Annotated in this window: 16 protein-coding genes and 1 pseudogene; 9 read left to right on the plus strand and 8 right to left on the minus strand. The window is 70.9% G+C overall.

The window, feature by feature from the left end; genetic code table 11:
• Window positions 1–18 precede the first annotated feature (18 nt).
• The 5 genes and pseudogenes from ACIBAG_RS37745 to ACIBAG_RS37765 all read right to left on the minus strand — a co-directional run bounded on the left by ACIBAG_RS37745 (window position 19) and on the right by ACIBAG_RS37765 (window position 4,489).
• Window positions 19–1,878: a WD40 repeat domain-containing protein gene (locus tag ACIBAG_RS37745; protein WP_399111665.1), complete on the minus strand. Its 1,860-nt coding sequence runs from the start codon at window positions 1,876–1,878 to the stop codon at window positions 19–21.
• A gap of 362 nt (window positions 1,879–2,240) precedes the next feature.
• Window positions 2,241–2,675 carry an SMI1/KNR4 family protein gene (locus ACIBAG_RS37750; protein ID WP_399111667.1) on the minus strand — a complete coding sequence of 145 codons (435 nt, stop codon included), beginning with the start codon at window positions 2,673–2,675 and terminating at the stop codon, window positions 2,241–2,243.
• 71 nt (window positions 2,676–2,746) lie between these two features.
• Window positions 2,747–3,130 carry a DUF1963 domain-containing protein gene (locus ACIBAG_RS37755; RefSeq protein ID WP_399111669.1) on the minus strand — a complete coding sequence of 128 codons (384 nt, stop codon included), beginning with the start codon at window positions 3,128–3,130 and terminating at the stop codon, window positions 2,747–2,749.
• Between the two features lie 146 nt (window positions 3,131–3,276).
• A pseudogene (locus tag ACIBAG_RS37760) lies at window positions 3,277–3,603 on the minus strand (DUF1963 domain-containing protein); the annotation flags it as partial.
• A gap of 226 nt (window positions 3,604–3,829) precedes the next feature.
• Window positions 3,830–4,489 (minus strand): SMI1/KNR4 family protein, encoded by a 660-nt coding sequence (locus tag ACIBAG_RS37765; protein ID WP_399111671.1) that lies wholly within the window; start codon window positions 4,487–4,489, stop codon window positions 3,830–3,832.
• 1,118 nt (window positions 4,490–5,607) lie between these two features.
• On the opposite strand from ACIBAG_RS37765, the gene lanL reads away from it, so the two are divergent.
• The 8 genes from lanL to ACIBAG_RS37805 all read left to right on the plus strand — a co-directional run bounded on the left by lanL (window position 5,608) and on the right by ACIBAG_RS37805 (window position 14,501).
• Window positions 5,608–8,382 (plus strand): class IV lanthionine synthetase LanL, encoded by a 2,775-nt coding sequence (lanL, locus tag ACIBAG_RS37770; RefSeq protein WP_399111673.1) that lies wholly within the window; start codon window positions 5,608–5,610, stop codon window positions 8,380–8,382.
• Window positions 8,383–8,444: 62 nt separating this feature from the next.
• Window positions 8,445–10,169: an alpha/beta hydrolase family protein gene (locus tag ACIBAG_RS37775; protein ID WP_399111675.1), complete on the plus strand. Its 1,725-nt coding sequence runs from the start codon at window positions 8,445–8,447 to the stop codon at window positions 10,167–10,169.
• 30 nt (window positions 10,170–10,199) lie between these two features.
• A complete protein-coding gene (locus ACIBAG_RS37780) occupies window positions 10,200–10,355 on the plus strand; it encodes a hypothetical protein (protein ID WP_399111677.1) in 156 nt (51 codons plus the stop codon).
• A 53-nt stretch (window positions 10,356–10,408) separates the two neighbouring features.
• Window positions 10,409–10,570: a hypothetical protein gene (locus ACIBAG_RS37785; RefSeq protein ID WP_399111679.1), complete on the plus strand. Its 162-nt coding sequence runs from the start codon at window positions 10,409–10,411 to the stop codon at window positions 10,568–10,570.
• Between the two features lie 76 nt (window positions 10,571–10,646).
• A complete protein-coding gene (locus ACIBAG_RS37790; protein ID WP_399111681.1) occupies window positions 10,647–10,787 on the plus strand; it encodes a hypothetical protein in 141 nt (46 codons plus the stop codon).
• Between the two features lie 31 nt (window positions 10,788–10,818).
• Window positions 10,819–10,944 carry a hypothetical protein gene (locus tag ACIBAG_RS37795; protein WP_399111683.1) on the plus strand — a complete coding sequence of 42 codons (126 nt, stop codon included), beginning with the start codon at window positions 10,819–10,821 and terminating at the stop codon, window positions 10,942–10,944.
• A gap of 85 nt (window positions 10,945–11,029) precedes the next feature.
• A complete protein-coding gene (locus tag ACIBAG_RS37800) occupies window positions 11,030–12,763 on the plus strand; it encodes an ABC transporter ATP-binding protein (protein ID WP_399111684.1) in 1,734 nt (577 codons plus the stop codon).
• On the plus strand, window positions 12,756–14,501 hold the full coding sequence (locus ACIBAG_RS37805; protein WP_399111686.1) for an ATP-binding cassette domain-containing protein: 1,746 nt from the start codon (window positions 12,756–12,758) through the stop codon (window positions 14,499–14,501). The genes ACIBAG_RS37800 and ACIBAG_RS37805 overlap by 8 nt, the downstream gene beginning before the upstream one ends.
• A 167-nt stretch (window positions 14,502–14,668) precedes the next feature.
• Here ACIBAG_RS37805 and ACIBAG_RS37810 read toward each other — a convergent pair whose 3' ends face one another.
• From ACIBAG_RS37810 to ACIBAG_RS37820, 3 genes are all read right to left on the minus strand, one after another.
• Window positions 14,669–14,884, minus strand: a complete 216-nt coding sequence (locus ACIBAG_RS37810) for a hypothetical protein (protein WP_399111688.1) — start codon at window positions 14,882–14,884, stop codon at window positions 14,669–14,671.
• A gap of 464 nt (window positions 14,885–15,348) precedes the next feature.
• Window positions 15,349–18,192, minus strand: a complete 2,844-nt coding sequence (locus ACIBAG_RS37815; RefSeq protein ID WP_399111690.1) for a LuxR C-terminal-related transcriptional regulator — start codon at window positions 18,190–18,192, stop codon at window positions 15,349–15,351.
• Window positions 18,193–18,369: 177 nt separating this feature from the next.
• Window positions 18,370–18,828 carry an Lrp/AsnC family transcriptional regulator gene (locus ACIBAG_RS37820; protein WP_399111692.1) on the minus strand — a complete coding sequence of 153 codons (459 nt, stop codon included), beginning with the start codon at window positions 18,826–18,828 and terminating at the stop codon, window positions 18,370–18,372.
• Window positions 18,829–19,017: 189 nt separating this feature from the next.
• Between ACIBAG_RS37820 and ACIBAG_RS37825 the strand changes: the two genes are divergently transcribed.
• Complete coding sequence (locus ACIBAG_RS37825) at window positions 19,018–21,993, plus strand: ATP-binding protein (RefSeq protein WP_399111694.1); 2,976 nt, start codon at window positions 19,018–19,020, stop codon at window positions 21,991–21,993.
• Window positions 21,994–22,137 lie beyond the last annotated feature (144 nt).

Below are 22,137 nucleotides of genomic sequence, written 5' to 3' on the forward strand. Positions count from 1 at the left end.
GGGCGGATGCCGTTGAGATCAGCGGCGGGACAGTACGGCGAGGTCGCGGCCGAAGCCGATCACGAGCCGGCCCTCCGGGGTGACGGCCACCGTGTCGACGGGGCCCGGGAAGACGAACTCGTCGGTGACGGTGGCCGGGGCGCCGGCGGAGTCCCACAGCCGCACCCGCCGTCCGGAGGCGACCACCGCCACCACACGGCCACCGACCGTACCGGTGGCGAACGCGGACATCGGGCCGAACGGGGTGTCGTCGATCTCCTGGCCGGTGTCCAGGTCCCGGAACGAGATCGCGGAACGCTCGAGTTCGGGGTCGGGGGAGATCGTCACGGCGCAGGTACGGCCGTTGACCGACAGCCGCGTCTCTTCCGGGACCAACTGGATGTCGTCGATCATCGACTCGCTGATCTCCGTGGGCCAGGAATCGCCCGTGAGTTCCGCGTAAGTGGCCAGGTCCCACACCCGTACCGTAGGTCCGTAGCCGTCGCTGTGTTCGGCCACGACGTAGGGATGGCCGTCGACGACTGCGGCCCGCACGCCCGTCACACCGTCGTACTCGTTGTTCGTCTCGTCCGGGTCGGCGAACAACGGCGGCCCGACGGGTCGCCCGGTGCCGAGGTCCCACACCCGCATCGTCTCGTCGTGGCTGCCGGTAACGGCCACGGGTCGGCCGTCGAGCACGATGGTCGCCACCGCGGCCACGGTGGCGCTGTGGCCCGGAGTCCTGTTGCCCACCGGCGCGGCGGGGGACAACTCCCACACCGCGCTGTCGTTGGTGAAGGCATAGCAGCGGTCGCCCAGGGTGGCCGTAGCCACCTTGTTCACCCCGACCGGAAGCCGGTCGATCCGCTGCAGCGGATCGACGCTCCACACGCCGGTGGTTGACAGCGGCTGCCCCACGTGCCTGTCGCGGCCGGCGGTGAGGACGTGTGGCCGCCCGCCGATCATCGCCGGCACCATCAGTTGCAGGTCGCGGTCGTCGCCCTGTTCCGAGCCGACCCGTTCGCAGGTGGCGAGGTCCCACACTTCGACCTTGCCGTAGTAGCTACCGGTAACCACGTGAGGCCGTCCATCCAGCGTCACAACCGCCCACGACGACAGATCGTCCCCCTCGGTCCGCAGCTCACCGATCAGCTTCCGGGTGCTGAGGTCCCACACCACCAACGTCAACCAAACGTCCTGGGCGATGACGCAGGGGCTGCCACCGATCACAACCGACTCCACACTGGCTATCTTTGAACCGGACTTGCCACTGCCTGGCAGCACACCGAGCAGTTCGCCAGTGGAAGCGTCGAGAATGCGCGGTAGCAGGTCAGGCCCGGCGCAACTGACTCTGAGCGGCCGGCCGTCGACCACGGCGGTCGTCTCCTCACCGCGCGCGGAAGTGGTGAGCGCGGCCTTGGCAAGCTCCTGGCCGGTGGCCGGATCCATCAGCGACATCGTGTTGTCATCAAGGGTGATCGTGGTCGGCCGGCCGTCGACGGCCACCACGGGAGGTGGCCAGCCGCCGCGAAGGCTGTCGAGGAAGCCGCGGAATCCGGGGTGGACCTGCGACCCGCTGGCCCACTCCACCCGCCACCGCACAGCCGGCACGTCCGGTATCTCGATGGCGGCGATACGGTCGGACAGTTCGCGGTCCCCGAAGCGGGCCGCGTCCACCGCCAGGATCTGCCGCCTGGCGGCCGCGTCGGCGTCACCATGGGCGTGCGCCGACGCCCGGTAGACCGCCGCCGCCAACCGTGCCGCAGGCCTGGACGCCACAGCGGTCAGTGCCATGACCTCGTCCGGATCCGCGGTCACCAAAAATGCCGGATCCGTCAATTGCTCATCCGCCAGGGCCTGCTCATCGCCCTGCCCGCCACTCCGAAGATCACCAGACATGATCAGGACGGTAGCCGTGCCCACCGACATCCACGGCGCGTGCACGCGCCCCGCAGTGAATCCCCGTACCGCATTACGTAGTTTCACGGACCTGCCGCTCTGCACTCGCGGTGGTCCCGGACCTTGACCGGCAACGGGCCCGAACGGACCTCCGGGCAGCCCTGATCCACGTCGATGCCGGGTCAGATCGCGGTGTGTGGTGCCTCCGTGTGGTGTGCGGCCGATGCCTCCTGACGGACGACCTTGCTGTCGATTTCCGACGGAGTGATCATTCACCGTTCTCATGCGGCCGCCGGGTCGTCGTGGGCGTCGAGCGGCCAAACGTGGCGAGCCCACCCGGCTGGGTGCCGCCCCGCCCTTTGTCAGCAGGAAGGGGCAGGACGCAGCGATTCGATCCAGGACGCGAAGTCCGCGGACACGACGTCGAAGTCCGCAGGCTCCAGATCGCCCAGACCGGAGGAGAACACGGCGGACTCCGGGTCATCGGCACGCAGGAGGAATCCGCGGCCACCACCGTCATCGCCGATGAGGAGGAAACCTGGAGCGTACTGCGCGACTTCGTAAGTGGCGTTGCGTTCACCGATGTCCCCGGCCGAGTACACCGCGACACCGGATTCTGTGAGAAGGCCGTCCCGCACACTCCACAGTGCCACCAACGCAGCTGGAAGATTCGTCGCCGTCTCCGCCCGCGCCCGCCTCACATCGGCCGGCGTTGCCGCCGCCCTCGAAACCGACCCCGGCACCCTGCACCCCTCCCAACAGACTCCGGCCACCCTGACCAGCAGCGGCACAGCCACCAGGGCCGCTCCCAAACAAACCACTGCAACCGAGCAGGTGGCGGCCCCAACGTGATTACGACTTGCGGGCGCTAGCCCTGCACGATGAGCCGTGCCTCGTCGAATCGGTGGGCGGCGAGGTCTTCGGAGCGGATGAGCCAGTAGAGGGCGCCCTCCTCGCCCCAGGTCATCTTCGCGTCGCTGTCGCTGCCGAACTGGGCAAGTAGAACCCAGCGTTCGGCTTCCTGGTCCAGCGGTTGGTCGCCCCACGCGTACATGCCGCCGAGTGTCGCGTTCGCGAGCTCGTACTCCACCGGGCCCTGGACGGGCACGGCGTGGCCGCCGATCTGGTGGTCGATCCGGGTACGCAGGTGCCCGAAGGCGCGGACGAACGGTTTGAGCTCGGCCGGGGTGTCGCGGGGGTGGGGCCAGTGCCGAGATCGCCGAGCAGAGCGCGCCTGGCCTGGGGCAGCCACAAGTCCGGGGCGCTTTGCCCGGTGTCCGCACTGAGTTCCACGCGCGGGAATGCCTCCAGGACAGGGGGCGTATCTGTTGGCAAGACGGGGGTGTTCTCCGGGACGTACAGCACCTGGGCACCGGCCCAGGTCTCGGGGTCGTCGACGGACACGAAGGCGTCTTCGTCCACCTGGCCGTCGAAGTAGAAGAAGAGCAGGGTTCCGTCCTGGGGGAACTCCTCGGCAAGTCCGTATCGGGGCAGTGCGGCACACCGCACTGAAGCGACGAAGGACAAGGGGCCGTATCCGGGCCAGGCGGCCCCGGCCGGAAGCTCCGGGGACCCGCCGAGGACAGCCACGATCTGCTCGCCGGCTTCGGCCTGGCGCAGGCGTGCGCACGGGCGCAGGAGCGCTGTCCAGCGCTGAACAAGATCATCCGGTAGATGCTCGGCAGCCAGCCGGGAGTATGGCTCATCAGTCATGAGCTCCATCATTTCCGACCCCACCGACACACCCCCCGAGCCTGGGACCCTCACCACAGGATTCCGTAGCCAGATACGTGGTTCCACCGAGCCCCCCCCGCAGGCAAGACGACCCACAGTCCGCCCTCTGTCACCCCCAACCAATCCACGCGGCCTCCAATCCCCGCGAGCGCGTCGCCGGGCGGAGGCAGATCATTTTCGTACCTCGTGGGGGGCCACCGCGTCGGCTGCGTCGGCTTCACGCCGCATTGAGTGGAAGTCCTGAACGCTCGCGCAGCGACTCGAGTGCGCTGGGGGAAACTGCCCCGATGCGCAGTGTCGAGGTGTTGTAGGAATAGTGGGCCACTACGCGGCTCGATCGGTCGACAAAGCTCAACCAGTGACCGCCCTGGTGCAGTTCGCGAGACCCGATGTAGCCCAGCAGTGGCTCGACAGCCTCCAATTGACCCTCACGTAGCCGGCACGTGGCTTGGCACGGGAGCGCCTCGACCGCCTGCCTGCCGGCGACATTGATCAGGAAGGCCGAGAGTCTCCGGGCTTCGCTGTACCACTTCTTGCCCGGCGCGGCCCGCCCGTGGACCCTGGGATCGGGCCAGCCGGCATCGTCCGGGCGCACGCCCCACTGCGCGGGCCACTGGTTCTCCCCACAGAAGACCAGTTGTCCGTCCTCAAGGCTCAGGTGCCTGGGAGCGCTCAGCCGGAAGGTGTGCTCGTGACCGCCCGTACCCATCAGCTCCGCGTGCCTGCCCGCCGCAGCGTAGTAGTCACGCAAGGCGTCCGGCAGGCTGATCCCCAAGCGGTCCTCGGCAGCCGTGATCTCGTCGTCAGCACATCCGTCCTGTGGCGTCCAGGCACCGAACGTGGTCGACATGAGGTCCTGGAGCAACTCCTTGATCACTGCAAGCCTCCATCCGCATGCACGTCTCTCTCACCGTCGATTCCCAGGGCGGGCGGTGGGGTGTGGTGGGTGTCGAGCGACCGTTGCCTGTCCTCGCGTGAGGCGTGCCAATCGGCCCCTCGTCCGCCAGACACAGCGGTCAGCAAGTCGAAGACTTCGCCGACCCGGCCGATCGCGACAACCGAGGCGCATACTCGGTCGACCAGTCCGTGGTCGAGTCACCGTCGGTGGCGATCGTGTACAGGCGCCACACCAGGGTGCTTCGGGTGCCTCTGGCCGCGTCGCACTCCAGGCTGGACATGTCGGTGACGGGCAGCCCGCCAAGTACCTCCGTTGTGACGGTCGGCGCAGCAGTGCCCAGCGCCGGAAAGGCTCGGACAGGCCAATCGGTGACTTCACCCGCCAATACCATGTCCCCCTTCCGACCAGCCATGACGTCCAATTGGACGTGATTGAAATGCTAGATGCCCCACGAACGTCAGCCCGCCTTTCGCAGGCATGCTGCCGCACATGTCCGTGGAGAGTTGCGTGGTTCTACCGACGCTGTGCCAGCACGGCTGTCGCGTGTTGGGAGGCGTGACCGGTAGCTCAGTCTCGGTTGGGGTGATCGCTGCCGATACCCGTGCCGGAGATCCTCCCGCCTCACCGCACCCACCCTGCGGCATCAGAGCCGGCCGCCGATTCCCTTGCGTCTCGGTTGGTAGCTGTTTGCTCAGTGATCATTCAGCTCCGGAACCCACCACGTCGCCGTTCAGGACCAGCGTCTGCCGGGCACGCCCATCAGACGCGAAGGACACGCACCACCATGAACCACGGACACTCTCAGCACCGCGTCCGGATGGCCCCTCCTGCAGGGTGCGCGGTGATACGGACTCCCACCGCCCACCATGACTTGGCCTGACCGTTTGGCCACGACCGTCCCGTGAGCCGCAGGAGCAGCCACCCCAGCTGGACGTGGACGCAACCACGGCTGACGTCCCAACTCGGGATAGGGATCTCCCCAATGCTGTGGGAGGCGGCAGTACGAAGAATCGATCGTGTTCGCAGGAAGGGGCGGCCGGAGACGGTTCTCCCGCCTTTCCTTCGGTCTTCCCCGCACGCTCGATCTTGGAGTCCTTGTGGCACTGGGCAACCCTGTGGCCGGCGACACCGGCTTTCCTCTGCAGGCACTGGTGCGCTTCGTGCTCGACGACGCGGGCACGCCGGACTGGGAGACCGCCGAGAGCGGCTTCTGGTGCCGGGTCGGGCCGGTGGCGCAGGAGCGCCGGGTGCAGGGCTGGAAGCTGCACGTGTCCGCGACCCCGCTCTCGGCGCCCGAGGTACTGGTCCGAGCCACGCGGGTGCTGGTACGTCACCGCTGTCCGTTCAAGTTCGCCGCGCGCGCCGAGTACGTCGAGGAACTGACGGGCATACGCTACGACCGCGCCCAGTGCGGCAAGTTCATCACCGCCTACCCTCGTGACGACGACCAGTTGCGAGCCCTGGCCGAGGATTTGGACCAGGCCACGGCCGGGTTGCCGGGCCCCCGCATCCTGTCCGACCGTCCCTACCGCCCGGGCAGCGTGGTCCACTACCGCTACGGCGCGTTCCGCGGCGTCCCTCACGTGAGCAACGAAAGCGTGCACCAGGCCAGGCTCCAGGCCCCGGACGGCAGCACGGTCGAGGATCTGCGCAACCCCTGGTTCTCACCGCCGGACTGGGCGGAGCTGCCGTTCCCCGGCCCGCCGGGGAGGCCCGGCAAGGCGCCGAGCGCACCCCGTCAAGTGCTGCTGCGGGACCGCTACGCCGTCCACGACGCGATCCGGCACTCCGCCCGCGGCGGTGTGTACCGCGCGGTGGACCGGCAGACCGGCGACGAGGTCATCGTCAAGGAGGCCCGCGCGCACGTAGGTAGCTGGTACACGGGACTTGACGCACGGGACGGACTGCGCGCGGAGGCGGCGGCGCTGACCGTACTGGCAGGGCTCGGCCCCGGCCTCGTCGAGCTCTTCGACCATGAGGACCGCACCTTCCTCGTCGAGACGGTGGTGCCCGGGGTCACTCTGGCGCGCTGGGTCCACGAACGGTTCGCCGCACTGCGGGACTTCGGCACTGGACTGCCCGTCGAAGACGTGCGAGACATGGCGCTCCGGCTTGCCCGTCTGCTCGGCGAGATCCACGACCGGGGCCTGGTCTACCGGGACTTCACCCCCAACAACGTGATGGTGACCCCGAACGGTGAACTCCGGCTCATCGACCCCGAGTTCGCGGCCCGCCCAGGGGAGTGGGGAACCCGCGCGTACACCCCGGGCTACGGTGCCCCCGAGTACGTACGCGGTCCCCGGTACGGCCCGATCCCGGGGTTCACCGTGGATCTCTTCGCCCTGGGCGCCGCCGTCTTCTTCCTCGCCACCGGCACCCATGCGGCCTTCGCGGCCGACGAACCGGCGGACCGCCGTACGGTCGTGGAACGGCTCGACGGCGTCCTGGCCCTCGCCGTCGAGCACAACGCGGCGGCCCGGACGCTGGCGCCGGCCGTGCGCGGACTGTGCGCGCAGGATCCCGAGGACCGCTGGTCGACGGCACGGCTCATCGACTGGCTGGAGAAGCACTCGGAAGAGCCGCGTTCCGCCCCCTCCGGATTCCTGCCGCGCCCCCGTGACCCCGGCGGGGACCCGGTGGACCGGCTCATCGACGACGGCCTGGCCCACATGCTGGCGACCATGGCCGACGACGGCGCCGAACGACTCTGGCAGAGCACGCCCTTCGGCGACGGCACGGACCCGTGCAACGTCCAGCACGGCGCCGCGGGAGTCCTCGTCACCCTCGCCCAGGCCGACGCCGCGCTCTCCCGTCCTGACCTGAGGGCAGCCATGGCCAGGACGGCCTCCTGGCTCACCACCCGCCTCGACCTGACCGACGCCCGACCGCCCCTGCCCGGCCTCTGCTTCGGCCGCGCGGGCACCGCCTGGGCACTCCACGACGCGGCCCGGCGTCTCGACGACACCGGCCTCGCCGAGCGCGCGGAACGGCTGGCGCTGGCCCTGCCCCTGCGCTGGGCGAACCCGGATCTGTTCCACGGCGCGGCCGGAGCCGGCCTTGCGCAACTGCGCCTGTGGCGGGCGACCGGACGTGAGGAGTTCCTGGACCGCGCGGCAGCATGTGCCGACGGCCTCGCGGAAGCGGCCGTGCGCGGCGACGACGGGGTGTTCTGGCCCGTCCCGGCGGACTTCGACTCCGCGCTCGCCGGCATCACCCACCTCGGCTACGCCCATGGCGTGGCCGGAGTGGGCGCCTTCCTCCTGGAAGCCGCCCTGGCCACCGGCCGGGAAAACCTCCTCACCCTGGCCGGCGAGGCGGGCGACACCCTGATCCGCGCCGCCGAACGCGGCGCCTGGGGGGCACGCTGGCGCACCGACCGTACGGCGGAGAACGGCACCGGGATGCTGTACCACCTGTGCAGCGGCGCCTCCGGGGTCGGCACCTTCCTGATCCGACTGTGGCGTGCCACCGGCGAGGACACCCTGAGGGAACTGGCCGAGGAGGCGGCGACCGCCGTCCACCGGGCCCGCCCGTTCACGGGGACCGCCGTCTGCCACGGGCTGGCCGGCAACGGGGACTTCCTGCTCGACATGGACCAGGCCCTCGGCGGGCCGTACCGCGCCATGGCCGAGGACCTCGCCGCCACCCTCAACACCCGGCACGCCCTGCGGGACGGCCGTGCGCTGCTGCCCGACGAGAGCGGAACGCGCGTCACCGTCGACTACGGCGTCGGCCTGGCCGGAACCCTCTCGTTCCTGCTGCGTCTGCGGCACGGCGGTCCGCGCCCGCTGCTCGACGAAGCCGGGCGGCCCGGGCGGGGCGCAACCCCGGTCACCGCGATCGTCACCGGGGCCGACGAGGTGCCCGCATGAGGCCCCGGACCCTTCACCGTGGCAGCAGAGCGTTCTCACCGAGCGGGCTGAGAGCGGTCTGCGTGGCCCAGGACGAGGCCGGCAGCCGCCACCTGGAGACCTGGGAGCTCACCGAGGCGGGCCCCCGCAGAAGACTGCGGGTCCCCCTTGACCAGGAGCTGCCCCTGACCCAGTGCGTGGCGCTCGACGACGGCCGCGCCCTGCTCTCCTGGCACCAGCCTGGCGGTGTCCAGCGGATCGACCTGTTCGACCGGACCGGCGGACGCCGGCCCCTCGGCTCCTGTCCGACACCGCTGCGCCTGCTGCCCGGCCTGGACCTGCCCGGCTGGATCGCCACGGCCATCGCCTACGGAGCGGACGAGCACTCCACGGTTTTCCGGGTCGGCGACGACGACCCCTGGCTCACGCCGATCACGCGGCTGCCCGGACGACTGGGCGGCAGCGCGACGATCGGCTCCTGCCTGGCGGTGACCGCGGTCGTCGACGGGACACCGACTCCGCTGCGGATCGACCCCGCCGTACCCGTACGCGACCGGGTCACCCGGCTCACCGGCGCCGACTCCCGTACGGGAGCCCACGTCCTGCTGTCCCGCGCGGGCCGGGTGCTGCTGGCCGTGGACACCGACGCCGGGTTGCGCCTGGGAGTGGCGACCGGCACCGCCGTACACCTCCTGGACGGGCCGCGGACCGCGGACTCGACCGTCACGCCGCTGGCTCTTGACCCGACGGGAGGCCTCCTCGCCGCCGCGGTCAACCGGGGCGCGCGCTCCGAACTCGCCCTGTACGACGTGGAGTCCGGTGCCGTCCGCCAGGTGGCGACGCCCCCTGGAGTCCTCGGGCCGGAGGCGGCCTGGACCGACCGGGGACTGTGGCTGCCGTTCTCCGGCCCGACCAGGCCCACCGTCTTCGGGTGGATGGGGCCGAGGGAGAGTGAACTGCGGTGGGTTGAAGCCCAGTCCGGACGGCATCCCGCCCGACTGGAACGGCTGCCCGGCGCGGTCGGCCCCGTCGAAGCCGTGGTCTACGGGCCGGACTGGCGTGGCGGTGCCCCCGTGGTGATCGCGCTGCACGGCGGGCCCGACCGGCACTGGACGCTCGGCTTCGACGCCCTGTTCCAGTTGTTCGCCGACGCGGGTCTCGCCGTGATCGCGCCCAACCAGCGCGGCAGCACGGGCTACGGGCGTGAACACGCGGATGCCATCCGGGGCGCGTGGGGCGGACCCGATCTCGCGGACATCCGTGCACTGCGCGCCTACGTCGACGAAACGCGCGGACCGGGCGCACCCCGGCCGGCGGTCTACGGCAGCAGCTACGGCGCCTTCCTTGCCCTGCTGGCGACGGCCGCCGACCCCGACGGATGGTCCGGGTGTGTGGCCGTGGCGCCGTTCAGTTCCGTATCGGCGCTGTATGCGGACGCGAATCCGCCGACCCGCAACCTCATCGACCGGCTGGCCGGCCACGGCGATGTGGACGACGCACTCGGGCCGCGCGACCTGCTGCGGCTCGCGGAGCGGATCCGGACGAGGGTGTTCCTCCTCCACGGACGCCTCGACGAGACCATCCCGGTCGCGCATTCACGGGCGTTGGCGCACCGGTTGATCGACGCGGGACACGGCCATGTCACCTACCGGGAGCCCGCCGACCGGGGACACGCGGCCTTCACCGCGCTGGCGAACGCCCCGCAATCGCGCGAGATCACAGACTTCCTGGCCCTGCCCGACGCCGTGCGAAGGGCGTCCTCCGGCCAGGAACACCGGCCGCTTCTCGCGGCCGCGGCACACCACTGAAAGCAACACCGAGGGAAGGGAGGTGAATTCATGGACATGGAACTCGAGATCGAGGCGCTCCAGCTGCTCGGTCCGGCCGACTCGTCGTTGTACATCGGCGACGAGGACGAGGGCAACTGCGGCATCACCTGTGACGGCACCACCTGCAAGGGCACCTGCGGCATCTCCTGCACCGTCACCGGCTGATCCGCCGACCAGCCGGAACCGGTATGACACTCGAGAGGAGGTGACCAACGGAAATGGACACCACCATCGACCTGGGCCTCGACGCCCTCCAGCTGCTGAACAGCGAGGAGGCGCGGCTCGACCTCGGTGACTCGGACAACTGCGGCACGTTCTCCTGTGCGGCGAGCTGCGGCTACAGCTGCGAGATCACCTGCAACGTCAGCAGCGTCTTCTGACGAACCGGCCGGGCGCGCAATCCGCGCGCGCCCGGCCGTCTGCGCAACATACCCGAGATGACGGGAGTCACAGCCCATGGAGATCGACGCGGACGCGCTGCAGCTACTCCTCGCCGAGGAGAGCCAGCTGTACATCGGCGACGGGGACAACGAATCCTGCGCCCAGACCTGCTCCCAGACCTGCAACCAAACCTGTTTGGTGACCGGTGACCGGTGACCGGACCCGTATCCGAAAAGAAGGTGGCGTGATGGAAATCGAGACGGACGCGCTCCAGCTCCTCCTCGCTGAGGAGAGCCGGCTGTCCGACAGCGACCGAAACCCGGAACCCTGCGGCAGCACCTGCATGATCACCTGCTGGTTCTCGGTCGAGTAGCCGGGCGCGTTCCACAGAGAGATGACTCGCACCTGCGGCACCACCTGGTAACGAGCGGGACACCACGACCGAAGGAGATACCGACATGGCCCCGGACGGAAGCCGTGCACTGATGCTGAGCACGGCGGCCCGCGTCCGAGGCCCGCTGGCTGCCCTGGTGACCCTCATGGTCACCAGGGCACTGCTGGGCCTGGCCACGCCCACGCTGCTCGCGGCGGCGGTGAAGGCCGCGCTGGACGGCGGTGACGCCGTACGCCCGGTGGCCCTGCTCGGCGCCGCGGTCGTGATGTCCGGTCTCGTGGACGCCACGACGGCCCCGCTGAGTTCATCGGCCGTCGGACGCGCGGGCGCCTGGCTCCAGTCGCGTGCCGTGGGACATCTGCTGACGTTCGGCCACCGCTCGTCGCTGCCGCCCGGCGATGCCACGGCCCGGGTGGTGCAGGCCGCGCCGGGCACGGCGGGGCTCACGGTGACGGTCGCGAGTTCGGTGATCTCCCTGGCCAGTTCCGTGGTCGCGCTCGGTGTGCTGTGGTGGATCGACGTCTGGGCGGGACTGGTCTTCACCCTCGCAGTACCCGCGGTCGTGTTCGTGTCCCGGCGGTTCATCGGCGGCGCGACCGCAGCACAGGCCGGATATCTGGAGGCCCAGTCCGCCATCGCCGCCCGCCTGCTCTCGGCGCTCGCGGGCGCCCGCACCATCAAGGCCGCGGGCACCGTGGAAGCCGAGACCGACAGGGTGCTCGCACCGCTGCCCGGACTCTCCGCGGCCGGACAGGCACTGTGGAACCTGCAGCGCGGCACCGTATGGCAGTTGAAGCTGCTGATTCCGCTGACGCAGGTTCTCGTCCTGGCGGTGGCGGGCTTCGGCGTGGCGTCGGGCCGAACCGGTCCGGCGGACCTGCTCGCGGTGACCGGGTACCTGGCCCTCGCCTCCGGTGCGCTCTCCCAGGTAGACGTCCTGCTGGAGATCGCTCAGGTCCGCGCCGGAACCGCCCGCCTCGCCGAGATCCTCGCCCGCCCCGGCCCCGCGGACGGCACCCGGCATGGCCGTCCGGCCGGACCGGGAGAGGTGGTGCTGCGCGAGGTGACGGTCACCCAGGACGGCAAACCCGTACTGGACCGGCTGGACCTGCGCCTGCCGGCCGGGCGCTCGGTCGCGCTGGTGGGCCGCTCCGGCACGGGCAAAAGCCTGGTCGCCGGACTGATCGGACGGCTTTCCGATCCCGACGGCGGACATGTCCTGCTGGACGGCGTGGCGGTCGACGAACTGCCCCTGGTGGAACTGGGCCGCCAGGTCACCTACGCCTTCGACCGGCCGGCACTCACTGGCGCCACCGTCCACGAAGCCATCGCATATGGCAGGCCCGACCTGGACCAGGCCGATGTCGTCGAGGCCGCCCGAGCGACACACGCCGACGCCTTCATACGCCGACTGCCGCAGGGATATGACACCCCGCTGGAGGACGCCCCCATGTCCGGCGGCGAACGCCAGAGGATCGGTCTGGCACGCGCCCTGGTCCGCCCCGCGCGCGTGTACGTCCTCGACGACGCGACCTCCGGGCTGGACACCGTCACCGAAGCCGAGGTGACCGAAGCGATCACGACCCGGCTCCACGGCCGCACCCGGCTGATCGTCGCCCACCGCGCGGCGACCGCGGCCCGCTGCGACCTGGTGGCGTGGCTGGACGGCGGACGCGTCGTGGCACTCGCCCCGCACACGGAACTGTGGCACGACGACCGATACCGCGCGGTCTTCGCGGAGGCCGGAGCCGAGGCCGGCACCCCGGCACACGACGGACAGGAGACCGCCGATGTCTAGCGTCGTGAGCAAAGACGGGCTGCGTCTCCTTCGCTCGGGACTGCGCGGCAGCCGTCGCCCGCTGACCCGGCTGGCGGCCTGGTCGCTTCTCGAGGCGTCCCCCGCCCTTGCCTCCGGCTGGCTGACGGCCGCCGCGATCGACCGGGGTTTCCTGGCGGACCGTCCGTTCACGGGCCTCGCCTGGCTAGTGCTGCTGGGCGTCCTCTACGGGGTGCGGGCCGGCGCCGAGCGGGCGATGTTCCCGCACTTCGCCTCCGTCGTCGAACCGCTGCGGGACCATCTGGTACGTGCCCTCGTCGGCGCCACGGTCGAACAGGCCGCCCGGCGGGGCCGAGCCGACTCCGCGTCGGTGGCCCGGCTGACCCGTCAGGTGGAGCTGGTCCGCAACCTGGTCGCCACTTTGCTGCGCACGGCCCGCCCGCTCGCGGTCACCCTGGTCGCAGCGGTGACCGGGTTGTTGCTGCTCGACCCTGTCGCGGCGGCCGTCGTGCTGCCTCCGCTGCTCTGCGTCCTGCTGGTGTTCCCGCTGACGCTGCGCGCCATGATGCGCCGGCGCCGCGCGGTGGTCCTCGCCGAGGAACAGGTGGCCGTACGGACCGGGGAGGCCCTGGGCGCCGCCCGCGACATCTTCGCCCTCGGTGCGCGGGAGCACGCCGTCAGCCAGGTCGAGGCGGCGACGGACGCGTATGTCCGGGCGGGCGTGTCCGCAGCCCGGTTCGGGGCGGTACGCGTGCTCCTTGTCTTCCTCGGCGGCCATCTGCCGCTGCTGGCGCTGCTGCTCGCCGGGCCGTGGCTGCTGACGACGGGCCGGATCAGCCCCGGTGAACTGGTCGGCGCGATCACCTATGTGACGGGTTCCCTGATCGGCGCGCTCGCGTCCGTCACCGGATCCGTCGGCGGCTACTGGACCCAGCTGGGCAGCACCCTGACCCGACTGGCGGAGACCGCGGGCATCGCGCCGGAGGCGCCCACCGGCACGGCCTCCTCCTCCGCCTCCGCGCCCGACGGCTTCCGGCTGACCGTCGAACACCTCACCTTCGGCTACGGTCCTCATGCCGAGCCCGTCCTGCGCGACCTCTCCCTGGACGTTCCGGAGGGCGGGCATCTGGCGATCGTCGGCGCCAGCGGCATCGGCAAGTCCACCCTCGCGGGCCTGCTGGCAGGCCTGGAAACACCCAGCTCGGGCACGGTCCGGCTCGGGGCGAGCGACCTCACCCGGCTCGAACCGGGGCTCAGGGCCCGCAGCGTCGCCCTGGTCCCTCAGGAGGCCTACGTCTTCCACGGCAACGTCCGCGACAACCTCCGCTATCTGGCACCTGCCGCGACCGACGCCGAACTCACCGGTGCGGCCAAGAAGGTGGGAGCAGATGCCGTGATCGAACGACTCGGGGGCTTGGACGCCGAACTCGCCGACCCTGCCACCCAGTTGTCCGCCGGAGAGCGACAGCTGCTGGTTCTGGCACGGGCCTTCGTGTCACCGGCTCGGGTGGTCATCCTCGACGAGGCCACCTGCCACCTGGACCCGGCGGCCGAGGCCCGCGCCGAGAGAGCCTTCGCCGCCAGGCCGGGCACTCTGATCGTCATCGCCCACCGCATAGCCTCAGCCCGACGCGCCCGACGCGTCCTTCTTCTGGATGGCGAGCGGGCCTGCTCAGGTACCCACGAGGAGCTGCTCGCCGAATCCGCCGGCTATGCGGCGCTCACCGGACACTGGAGCCCCTGGGTGGCCACCGGGTGATGCTGACGTCCGCGCCGCCGGGCAAACGGCGGCCACCACATCGTTTTCACATCAGCCTTGTCGCATCCGGGCCCGCGCAGCAGACATAGCGCCTCCCGGCCTGCATTCCGTACCGCTGCCACGAGGCGCCGCGGCCCTCGGCGGACTTCCTGGCCGGGCCGGAGGGATCACCTGCCCCCGTCACGCACGAGAAGCATCTCGCCGCCCGCATCCAGGGCACCGTCGACAAAGGCCGGCAACTGGTCGCCGAGAAGCCACTCGACCTCCTCGGCGTCATCGTCGTCACCGCTCGGGAGCAGCTCGTAGTCGTCGTGGATCCGATCGGTGTCGAAAGCGGCGAGTTCTGCGCGGATGCGGTCGAGGTCGGCCTTCGACGCGAGCATGGGAAAGGGCCAAGGGTCCGCGTCGGGCTCCGCTCACGCCACGGAAATGCCCAGCACCGCCCCCACAGGTCGGCGAGTGTCGTCAGGCCCCAAGCGCGAAACGCGTCGTCGAGCTGGTGCCAGCCGCGTCCCGGCAGGGTAAGCGCGCCGAGCGGTGTGCCGAGAGTGGGGCCGAGGAGCTCCAGCAGCCATGTGTACCCGCCGGGACGGGACGGATCGAGCCGGCCGGTGACGATCTCCCGTAGCGCGGGCTCCACTTCAATCGTCTTGGTTGCCCGCAGCAGCTCCTGGGCTTTCGTGAGTTCCCCGATCCTGCCAAGGGCGGTCCGGACGAGCGTGTCGTCGTCCGAGCCGGCAATCGCCAGGAAGGCATCCGCGTCGATCGCGTACGCCGACAGGTGCTGTTCTGACATCTCGTCTCCTCTTCCTGGCGGTCGCGTCGAGGACCGGACCGCATGTCGTGCTTACCCGTTCCGCCGCAGGAGATCGGAGAGCGCGATCCGGGACGAGACCCCGAGCTTGCGGTAGACGCGGGACAGGTGTGTCTCCACCGTGCGGGGGCTGAGGAAGAGCCGTTCGGCGATCTCTCGGGTGCGCAGACCAGTCGTCGCGAGTTCGGCTATCTCCCGTTCACGGTCGCTGAGTCGGCCGAGTGGGTGGGCGGTGCGGTTGTCCCCGGAGAGTTCGGCGCGTACCCGGGTCACCCGCTCCTGTACGAGCGCCGCACTGTAGGTGCGGGCGATCGCCTCGGCCGCGTCGAGATGACCAAGGGCTGCTTCCCGGCCCTGGGCCTCGTCGAAGGAGCGGGTGCCGGTCGCCAGGGTCCACGCGTGTTCGACGGGCATGTCGGCAAGCCGGAAGGCATCCGCCGCGAGGTCGAAGAGCTTGGCGGCCGCGTCGTGTTCACCGTCGGCCAGGTGGAGCTGGGCGCGGGCGCGGCGCGCGTACGCCTCCTGGACCGGCAGTCCGAGCCGTTCGGCTTCCGCCTCGGAGGCCCGGGCAAGGCGGTGTGCTTCCTCGTGGTCCCCGCACTCGAGTGTGGCCGTGGCGAGCAGAGCGAGCAGGAAGGGTCGGGAGAAGGGCCGGACCGGCGGCAGTCGATTGCCGCCCTCGCTGTCCAGCAGGGTCCGCCGACAGCCGGCGGCGTCACCGGAGAGCAGGCGGGCGTGTGCGAGCAGGCCCGTCGCCGAGGCGGTCCACCAGCTGTGGCCGTTCGGGGTGGCGCGCGTCGCCTCCTCGACGAGTGCGACGGCCTCGTCGGCGTACTCCCGGCCGCCGGACCAGACGAGCGCCGTCGCGCGTATCGCCTGTGCCAGGTTGACCGCGGGTTGAACGCCGAGGGAGCGGGCCAGGTTTTCGACCTCCTGGGCATGCCGCTGGGAGGCTTCGAGGCGGCCGGTCCACTGCTCGGCCATGGCGAGTCCCAGCAGCCGGTGCAGAAGGATGGGTTGTCGGGAGCCCGTGCCGTCGGCCGCCAGCCCCCGGCCCAGGTGCCGGGCCGCGTCCGGGAAGCGCTCCAGGTACAGCTCCGCGCTGCCGAGCAGGGCGAGGGTTTCCGGCGTACGGCCGGCGAGGGGGTCCGGCAGGGCGTCGACGAGCCGGGCGCAGCGGGTGACCTCGCGCGTGGCCTCGTCGAGGTCACCCGCGTGGGTGGCGCACAGGGCGTTCAGGACCTGCAGTACGGTGCGGTCCGCTGCTTTCGTGCGACCCGCTTCGTCCGGCGTCCGCACGGCTTCCCGCAGCAAGGCGCGTGCCTGGTCGTGCATGCCGCCCAGGACACGGACCAGCCCGTACTCGATGATCAGTTCGGCGGCCTCGGCCGGCAACGGATCGGGCAGGGGCCTGGGCAGCAGCCGGAGTGCGGTGCCCGTGAGGGCCGCGGCCTCCGCGTACCGGCCGAGCTGCCGCTCGACGGCGGCGCAGACGGCGTGGGCCTGAAGCAGCTGCTTCTCGTCGAGAGCCGCGTGTCGGTGCCCCAGCAGTTCGTGTGCGCGCGTGCGGGCCTCGGCCAAGTGGTCTGAGGCGATCAGCGCGCGGCAGTAGGCGAGTTCCATCTCGGTGCGGGCGGTCGAGTCCGTTCCCCCGTCGGGCAGGGATTCCAGTGCCAGCCGGAGCCAGCGCGCCGCGGTGGCCGGGTCTTGTGCGGCGATCTCCGTGGCGCCCTCGGTCAGGGTGCGCGCGGCGAGAGCGGCGTCCGTGCCCAGCAGGTGCTCGGCGTGGCGGGCCCGTTCGCGGGCCCGGCCGCCACGGGCGGTGATGAGGTCCAGGGCGCGGCGGTGGGCGCGCAGCCGGAAGGACACGCCGGCCCTCTCGTGCACGACATGGCCGACGACGGGATGACGGAAGGTCAGGTTGCCTTTCCAGTCGACCGGGCGCACCAGATCGGCCCGCTCCAGTTCGGCGAGTGCGTCGAGGGTGCGGTCCAGCCCCAGCCCGGAGACCCGCGCGAGATCCTCCGGTCGGAACGGGCTGCCGGCCACGGCCGCCGCCGAAGCCGTGATCGCCGCCTGCGGCGTCAGCGCGTCGAACTCGGCGATCAGCGGCTTCGCTTCGCGGAGCAATCCGGCGGTGTCGGTGCCCGGGCGGTCGGGCCAGTGCTCTGGGCGCCAGTCCGCCGCGACGAGAAGGCGCACGTATCGGGGATTGCCCTCAGCCGCGGCGCAGATCAGGCGTGCCCGCTGTTCGGATGTGGCGGCAGCGCGGGACTCGGGTTCTCCCGAAGGATGTCGGCCGGCGAGCATCGCGGCCACTGCTGCCGGGTCGAGCGGGCCCGGTTCGATACGCGTCACCGTGCCGGCCTGCACTCCGTCCTCCAGGGCTTCCAGCAGGTCGGGGGCTGTTTGCCTGGGGCGGTGGGCCAGGGCGAGCAGGAAGGGGCCGGGTGCCTGCGAACGGACCAGCCGTACGATGGCCGCCGTCGAGTCCGGGTCGCACCAGTGGACGTCGTCCAGTACCAGGACACAGCCCGCCGCCCATTCTCTGGGCCGGTCGCCGAACTCGTCGAAGTGCTTCGCGCCCGAGGTCGCCCGTGGGTCGGTCTGCCGCGCCTCCCAGGCGTCCCGCAACACCTGCAACGAGGTGGCGTTTCCGCGTACGGCGCGGGCACGGACGACCGGCACCCCCCGCCGCGTGGCCAGTTCCATGAGTGCCGTGGCCAGGCGGGTCTTCCCGATGCCCGGCTCTCCGATGATCTCCACGACGGAGCCCCGACCGTTGCCCAGCGCGTTCAGGGACCGTGTGAGGAGGGCGAGTTCGGTCTCCCGCCCTACAGGGCGTTCTCCGGCAGCCGGTACGTCCACTGCGCTCATGAGCGCCGTTCTCCCTCGCAGGTGCGGTCGGGCGCGCATCAGGGGCGGCCTGGCCGCGGGGCGCCGTCGCAGCAACCATACAGAAGCAAACGACTTTGCTCGACTTTGTTTTTTGAAGTGAGATCTACTCCTGAGTGTCTTATCCAATGTCGATGCCGAGCTCGACGGTCGTTTCGGTCAGGGGATGTCCCAGCTGAACCGATGTACGTGGATGCCGAAGTAGGGGAAGGACTCCACGGTGCGCACGCCTGGGACGGTGCGGATCCGGTCGTTGATGATCGTGGACAGCTCGTCCATGGTCCGGCAGACGACCTCCGCGAACAGGTCATAGGCACCGGCCGTGGATACGAGGTAGATCACGCCGTCGATGCTCTCCAGAGCCTCGATGATCTCCTGCAGTTTGCCGTCGACCTTGATGCCGAGCATGGCCATGACGGGCAGTCCCAGCTTCAACGGGTCCGTGACCGCGGCGAACTCCAGCACCCCGCGGTCCGTCAGCCGTTGCACCCGGGCCCGCACGGCCGGCGCGGACAGTCCCACCTCTTTGCCGAGGTCGGTGTACGACGCGCGGCCGTCCTGCTGGAGTCGGCGGATCAGGATCTTGTCGACTGCGTCCAGTTCGATGCGAGCCGTCACGTGGTCCTCTTTCTTCCCCCGGTCGTCCGGACGCGACCGTAGCAACTTGGCAGGCGTCCGTCGCGGCCCGGGGGAAGTGCCCCGGACGGCGGTTACGTACGGTGCTTACGTGTTTCCCCCGACGTAATCGCATCTGAGTTCGATAAGGCTTGGTCTCGCAGCTGACCACTGTTGTGAGGGGAGACATCGTTGGACACGCCCTTGGGCCAGGCGCGGTCGTCCGGCTCCGGAGAGCCCCTGATCGGCCGCGAGCAGGAGATCGGGCGGCTGCAGAGGGTCATCACCGCACGAACGCACGCGGAGCCATGGTTGCTGGAGATCACCGGGGAACCGGGCATCGGCAAGACACGTCTGCTGACGGAATGGAGCGGGCTGGCCGAGCGGGCGGGGCTGACCGTGCTGTCGGGCAGAGTGCCCGGTGCGGATCGGCGGCGTCCCTTCGCGCTCTTCAGAAGGCCGGTCGTGCGGGCCCTCGAACTGCCCGGTGCGGCGGCATCACTCGCGCCGGAGGACCGGGCCCTTCTGCTCCGGCACTTCGCGGAACAAGCGGACGCCGGGCCGGAAGCCGACCGTGACGGAACGGCGGTGGGAGCCCGGCCCACGGACGGGGAAAGGGCGCGACTGCTCCGATGCATCGCGGGTCTGCTGTGGACGGCGGCCGACAACCGCCGACGCCTGACCCTCTGTCTCGACGACCTTCAGTGGGCCGACGACGCGTCCGTCGAACTGCTGGGCCACCTCCTGTGCCGTCCCCGTCCCCGGACTTCGCTGATCCTCGTGTGTTCCGTACGCCCCGGACAGCGGTCTACGGCACTGATGGCGAGCCTGGCCGACCCGGACGACGCCTACCGGGTGGAGCGGTTCCGCCTCGGACCACTGCCGCGCGGCGCGGCAGCCGAGCTCCTCGCCCGCGAACCGACGGTCGAACGGCAGCGGTTCCTCTATGAAGCCGGTGGCGGCAACCCCTTCTACCTGAGGGCGCTGACACAGTCACCGGGGGCGTTCACGCCCCCCGACGGGACCAGCCCATGGGGGCTGTCGGACGAGGCGGTCATGACGGCGGGCTCGGCGTTGGCCCGTGAGTTGGATCCGCTGGACGCCGTGGAACTCGACGTCCTGAGGGCGGCCGCCGTACTGGGCGAGGAGTTCGACCCCACACACCTCGCCGAACTCACCGGCAGGGACGCGCCGAGTATCACGCGGGCTCTCGACCGACTGATCGCCGCGGACCTGATCCGGACAGATCTCACCCAGGGGCGCAACTGCAGCCTGCGCCATCCGGTGCTGCGCGCGGTCGTCTACCAGGCCGCCCCGCACGGCTGGCGCCGGGCCGCCCACGCGCGCGCCGACCGCGTCCTGCGGGAGTCGGGCGCCGGTCCCGCGCAACGGGCACCGCATGTGGCCCGAAGCGCGGAGGCGGGCGACCGGGACGCGGTCCGCCTGCTGACGGAGGCCGCCGAAGAGATGCGGGAGGCGAACCCGGCGGCTGCCGCGTCCTGGCTGAGCACGGCACTGAGCCTGATCCGCGAGGACGGGGACGGGCTGCGGGCAAGGCTGATGACACCCTTGGCGCGCTCGCTCGGGGCCATCGGGCACCTTCGTGAATCCAGGGAACTGCTCAGACGGATCCCCAGACCGGCCGGCGCGCCCCCCACCAGGTCGGACACCGAACTCGTGGCGTTCCATGCCATGGTCGAACGTCATCTCGGCAACTACGGCCAGGCCGAATCCATGCTGACGGCCGAACTCGCCCTGCTGTCGGAGGACTCCGTCGACTCCGCCGACGCCGACGAACTGAGCGCCCCGCTGCGGCTGGAGCTCGCCACGGTCAGCCTTCTGCGCCGGACGTTCCCCCGCTCACAGGAACTGGCGGCGGAGGTGCTGCGCCATGCGACGGCCGGCGAGAGCAGGCACCTCCGCATGGCCGCCACCGTCCGTCTCGCGCACAGCAGCGCGTTCGCGGGAGACGTCCCCGCTCTGCTGCACCGGGCCCGCGAAGCCAGTGCGCTGGTGGACTCGACGTCGGACGCCGAACTCACCGCGCACCTGGACACCGTCTCCCAACTCGGCTGGGCCGAGGCCCTCGCCGAGCGGCATCACGACGCGCTGCGCCACACGGCCCGCGGCATCAGGCTCGCCCAGGACTCGGGACAGCTGTTCGTCCTGCCGTACCTGCGCCTGGCCCATGCCTACGCAAGCGTCAGCGTCGGCCGGCTCACGGACGCCCTGCGCTCGGCCGCGGGCGCCGAGGAGGACGCCCACCGGATGAAGCGGCCGGCGCTGCACGGATTCGCCCTGGCCCTGCGCGCCTGGGCGACCTCGCTGCGGGACGGCCCCGATGTCGCCGCGCCGACCGCGGAACGAGCGGTGCAGGAGGTCGGCGCGGGCGGCAGGCTCTGGGCGGTCACGGCCGGGGTGCTGGCCGGTGTCCGGCTCGAGCAGGAACGGCCCGCCGAATGCCTGGAGCTGGTGCGATCGGCGATGGAGCATGACCGGCACCCGGGCACCGCCCAGTCCATCACGCCGATCTGGTACGCCCTGGGAGCCCGGGCCGCGGCAGCGCTGGGTGACCGAGAGGAGGCCGCCGAGTGGGCACGGCGGGCATCGCTCGACGCGGAACTGCTGGGCCTGCCGGGCCAGCGTGGACACGCCGCCCTCGCGCGGGTCCACAGTGCCCCGGACCCTGTCGGCACCCTGGAGGAGGCGGTGTCCGGTTTCCGGACCGGGGGACTGGTTCTGATGGAGTGTCAGGCAAGGCTGCTGCTCGCCCGGGAGCTCACGTCACACGGTCCGCGCGACGAGCCGCAGCCGCATGTGCTGGAGCAGGCGGGGGAGCACGCCAATCGCGCGAAGTCGCTCGCGGAGGCCTCGGGTGCGCGCCATCTCTATCGGCAGGCGGTTGACCTGCAGCGCCGCCTGGGAGCTCGCCGGTCCCGGCCGGCCCGGGAAGCGGCAAAACCGCTGCCGGACATGTCGGCGCGAGAGCGGGAGATCGCCCGCATGGTGTCCCTCGGCATGTCCAACAACGACATAGCCCGCGCCCTCGTCGTCTCGCCGAAGACCGTCGAAGCCCACCTCACCCGCATCTTCCGAAAGGCCGGTGTGCGCTCCCGGGTCGCACTGGTCGCCGCGCTGTCCCACGCCGGTCCGGAACACGTCGCCTGAGGTTGCGGACGGTGGTGACCGGTCGGTAGTACGTACGGTGATTACGTGGTTCTCCGGATGTGTCGTCCCAGGTCAGAGGGGTTGACTCAAGGTGCGCCGGAGAGATTCGCCCGGACGATTGTCAGTGGCTGCTCGTAACGTTCC

Source organism: Streptomyces sp. NPDC051243 (assembly GCF_044455405.1).
GTDB lineage: Bacteria > Actinomycetota > Actinomycetes > Streptomycetales > Streptomycetaceae > Streptomyces.

Excerpts from the sequence above, each read along its gene's own strand:
- ACIBAG_RS37745 (WP_399111665.1), bottom strand. The coding sequence starts at position 1,878 with ATGTCTGGTGATCTTCGGAGTGGCGGGCAGGGCGATGAGCAGGCCCTG.
- ACIBAG_RS37780 (WP_399111677.1), top strand. The coding sequence starts at position 10,200 with ATGGACATGGAACTCGAGATCGAGGCGCTCCAGCTGCTCGGTCCGGCC.
- ACIBAG_RS37785 (WP_399111679.1), top strand. The coding sequence starts at position 10,409 with ATGGACACCACCATCGACCTGGGCCTCGACGCCCTCCAGCTGCTGAAC.
- ACIBAG_RS37790 (WP_399111681.1), top strand. The coding sequence starts at position 10,647 with ATGGAGATCGACGCGGACGCGCTGCAGCTACTCCTCGCCGAGGAGAGC.
- ACIBAG_RS37795 (WP_399111683.1), top strand. The coding sequence starts at position 10,819 with ATGGAAATCGAGACGGACGCGCTCCAGCTCCTCCTCGCTGAGGAGAGC.
- ACIBAG_RS37800 (WP_399111684.1), top strand. The coding sequence starts at position 11,030 with ATGGCCCCGGACGGAAGCCGTGCACTGATGCTGAGCACGGCGGCCCGC.
- ACIBAG_RS37805 (WP_399111686.1), top strand. The coding sequence starts at position 12,756 with ATGTCTAGCGTCGTGAGCAAAGACGGGCTGCGTCTCCTTCGCTCGGGA.
- ACIBAG_RS37810 (WP_399111688.1), bottom strand. The coding sequence starts at position 14,884 with ATGCTCGCGTCGAAGGCCGACCTCGACCGCATCCGCGCAGAACTCGCC.
- ACIBAG_RS37815 (WP_399111690.1), bottom strand. The coding sequence starts at position 18,192 with ATGAGCGCAGTGGACGTACCGGCTGCCGGAGAACGCCCTGTAGGGCGG.